This is a genomic window from Streptomyces phytophilus (assembly GCF_013870535.1).
GTDB lineage: Bacteria > Actinomycetota > Actinomycetes > Streptomycetales > Streptomycetaceae > Streptomyces > Streptomyces phytophilus.
In genome coordinates, this window is the sequence record NZ_JACBXC010000627.1 from 1 (window position 1) to 3,505 (window position 3,505).

3 protein-coding genes are annotated in these 3,505 nt (G+C 69.7%); 1 reads left to right on the forward strand and 2 read right to left on the reverse strand.

Annotated elements, in window-relative coordinates; all coding sequences use genetic code 11:
* Positions 1-352 (reverse strand): peroxide stress protein YaaA (gene yaaA, locus H5J30_RS22525; RefSeq protein WP_181789206.1); only part of this gene is annotated, 352 nt, incomplete at its 3' end.
* 235 nt (positions 353-587) lie between these two features.
* On the opposite strand from yaaA, the gene H5J30_RS22530 reads away from it, so the two are divergent.
* Entirely contained in the window at positions 588-2,549 is a 1,962-nt protein-coding gene (locus H5J30_RS22530; protein ID WP_181789207.1) for a right-handed parallel beta-helix repeat-containing protein, read from the forward strand.
* Between the two features lie 75 nt (positions 2,550-2,624).
* On the opposite strand, the gene H5J30_RS22535 is transcribed toward H5J30_RS22530, so the two are convergent.
* Positions 2,625-3,505: chitinase (locus H5J30_RS22535; protein WP_181789208.1), on the reverse strand; the 881-nt coding region annotated here is incomplete at its 5' end.

A 3,505-nucleotide genomic window follows, 5' to 3' on the forward strand; every position in this document is an offset into this window, starting at 1 on the left:
CGCCCCACAGGCCGGAGAACACCAGCAGCGACGCCGACGCGCGCCGCTTCGCCGCGGCGTCGAGCGTGGCGAGGCCGAGCGCGTCGTAGAGCACGCCGGTGTAGATCTGCCCCGCGGGGCGGGTGGGTGCGGTCCGCAGCCGGGCGTTGCGCGCGACCTCGCCGCGCAGGCCGTCGGTGAGGCCCAGCACGTCGGTGGCCTTCTCCTCGTCGGCGGTGCAGAGGCCGACCAGTTCGTCGAGGACGGCTTCGCGGGCGGCGGTGAGGCCGGGCAGGGAGAGCGAGTCGAGCTTCAGTGCGGCTCCGCGCCTGCCCTCGGCCTTGCCCTCGGACGGTGGCAGCAGTACGAGCACGAGTCCTCCCGCGATGACGTTTCCGGTTCCCCCTCCGCCCTCCGGCAGCCTACCCGCGCGGCGCCGGGGGTCCGGACAAGGCGGCGTGCGCGGACCATTGACAAACCCGCGACCTGCCTCAAAACTCTGACTGCCAATCAGCAAGACTTCGACTCTGTTACGCAAACTTACGTTGATTTCTTGCAAGAGAACGGCATGCGCACTCTGTCAGCCCCCCACAGAACAGAGGACACCCATGAAGTGGAAGCAGCTCAGACGGCGCGTGGCCGTCGGGATACCGGCGCTCGGCCTGGTCGCGATCGGGGTCCTGCCCCTCTCCGGCTCGGCCATCGCCGGCGTCGCCCCCGAGGGCGGCAGCACCGGAAGCAGCACCGGCAGCAGCGGCACCGGCCCGGCCGCCGAGGCCGCCGCGGCCGGCGCGGAACTGCCCTACACCGAGTACGAAGCAGAGGCCGGCACGTACGACGGCACCCTGCTGGAGGCCGACGCGAAGCGGACCTTCGGGCACACGAACTTCGCGTCCGAGTCCTCGGGCCGCCAGTCGGTGCGGCTGGAGAACACCGGTCAGTTCGTCGAGTTCACCTCGGCCTCGCCGACCAACTCCATCGTCGTCCGCAACTCCATCCCCGACGCCCCGGGCGGCGGCGGCGCGGAGGCGACGATCAGCCTGTATGCGAACGGCGAGTTCGTCCAGAAGCTGGACCTGTCGTCGAAGCACAGCTGGCTGTACGGCAACACCGACGACCCCGAGGGCCTGACCAACAACCCGCAGACCGACGCCCGCCGGCTCTTCGACGAGTCCCACGCGCTGCTGGAGGAGAGCTACCCGGAGGGCACCACCTTCCGCCTCCAGCGCGACGCCGACGACAGCGCCGCGTTCTACGTCATCGACCTGATCGACCTGGAGCAGGTCGCGCCGCCGAAGGAGAAGCCGGCCGCGTGCACGTCGATCACGGAGTACGGCGCCGTGCCCGACGACGGCACCGACGACACCGAGGCACTCCAGGCGGCCGTCACCGCCGACCAGAACGGCGAGATCGAGTGCGTCTGGGTCCCGCCGGGCCAGTGGCGGCAGGAACAGAAGATCCTCACCGAGGACCTCGCCGGCGGCCAGTACAACCAGGTCGGCATCAGCAACGTCGACATCCGCGGCGCCGGCATGTGGCACTCGCAGTTCTACACCCTGACCCCGCCGCACGAGGCCGGCGGCATCAACCACCCGCACGAGGGCAACTTCGGCTTCGACATCGACAAGCAGACCAAGATCTCCGACCTCGCGATCTTCGGCTCCGGCACCATCCGCGGCGGCGACGGCAACCACGAGGGCGGCGTCGGCCTGAACGGCCGGTTCGGCGTCGGCACGGAGATCTCGAACGTGTGGATCGAGCACGCCAACGTCGGCGTCTGGGTCGGCCGCGACTACTCCAACAGGCCGGAGCTGTGGGGCCCGGCCGACGGGCTGAAGTTCAGCGGGATGCGGATCCGCAACACGTACGCGGACGGCATCAACTTCACCAACGGCACCCGCAACTCCGAGGTCTCCCACTCGTCCTTCCGCACCACCGGCGACGACTCGCTCGCGGTCTGGGCCAGCAAGTACGTGAAGGACCCGGCCACCGACATCGGCCACGACAACGCCTTCCGCAACAACACCATCCAGCTGCCCTGGCGCGCGAACGGCGTCGCCATCTACGGCGGTTACGGCAACACCGTCGAGAACAACCTGATCTCCGACACGGCGAACTACCCGGGCATCATGCTCGCCACCGACCACGACCCGGTGCCGTTCTCGGGCGAGACGGTGCTCTCGGGCAACTCGCTGTACCGCTGCGGCGGCGCGTTCTGGGGCGAGGCGCAGGAGTTCGGCGCGATCACGCTCTTCCCGGCGGGCCAGCCGATCCCGGGCGTGACGATCAAGGACACCGACATCCACGACTCGACGTACGACGGGATCCAGTTCAAGACGGGCGGCGGCGAGATGCCGAACGTGAACATCTCGAACGTGTCGATCGAGAAGTCCAACAACGGCGCCGGCATCCTCGCCATGGGCGGCGCCCGCGGCAGCGCGAACCTCACGAACGTCACCATCACCGACTCGGCCGACGGCGACGTGGTCGTCGAGCCGGGATCGCAGTTCGTGATCAACGGCTGGCCGGGGGCGGAGGACGGCACCCCGGCCCGTAGCAAGAAGGACTGACCGCGGCGGAAACGGGGGGCGGGGCCGGCCGGGACTTCTCGTCCCGGCCGGCCCCGCCGTTGTCGTCCGCCGCGCCTACGGCAACTGGTCGACGTGCGGCCCGACCTTGTCCGACCAGGCGTTGCCGTTGGTGGCATCCCAGTTGGTGGACCAGGTCATCGCGCCGCGCAGGCCGGGGTACGTCTTCTCCGGCGTGAACGAGCCGCAGCCGGTGCCCCGCGTCAGGCAGTCGAGCGCGTCGGTCACCACGCCCGGATCGACGTACCCGCCGCCCGCCGCCTGCGGCGAGGCGGGCGTGCCGAGGCCGACCTGCGAGGGGTCGAGGCCGTTCTCCAACTGGATGCAGGCGAGCGCGGTGAGGAAGTCGACCGTGCCCTGGGAGTAGACCTGGCCGTCGCAGCCCAGCATCGAACCGCTGTTGTAGTACTGCATGTTGACGACGGTGAGGAAGTCCTTGATGTTCAGCGCCGTCTTGAAGTACTCGTTCTCCGGCGACTGCATGTCGATGGTCTGCGGCGCCATCGTCACCACCAGGCCGTCGCCGGCGCCCGCGTGGATCGCCTCCAGAGCCTGCGTCATGTACGTCGAGTCGAGCCCGTTCTCCAGGTCGATGTCGACGCCGTCGAACCCGTACTCCTCCATGAGCGACAGGATGCTGGTGGCGAAGGCGTCCGCGGACGCCGCGTCGTTGACGGCGACCGCGCCGCGCTCGCCGCCGACGGAGACCACGACGGACTTGCCGCTCTCCTGCTTGGCGGCGATGTCCGCCTTGAAGGCGTCCTCGGCGTAGCCGAGCGCGGGGTCGAGGGTGAAGTCGACCTGGCCGGGGGTGCCGGTCGCGTCGGCGAAGGCGACGGCGACGATGTCGTACGCCTCGGGGACGTCGGCGATGGTCTGGACGGTGGCGCCGTTGTCGAAGTTCTGCCAGTAGCCGGTGACGGCGTGCGCGGGCACCG

Bases quoted from the DNA above. Each gene is read 5' to 3' on its own strand.
- H5J30_RS22530 (WP_181789207.1), top strand. From the start codon at position 588: ATGAAGTGGAAGCAGCTCAGACGGCGCGTGGCCGTCGGGATACCGGCG.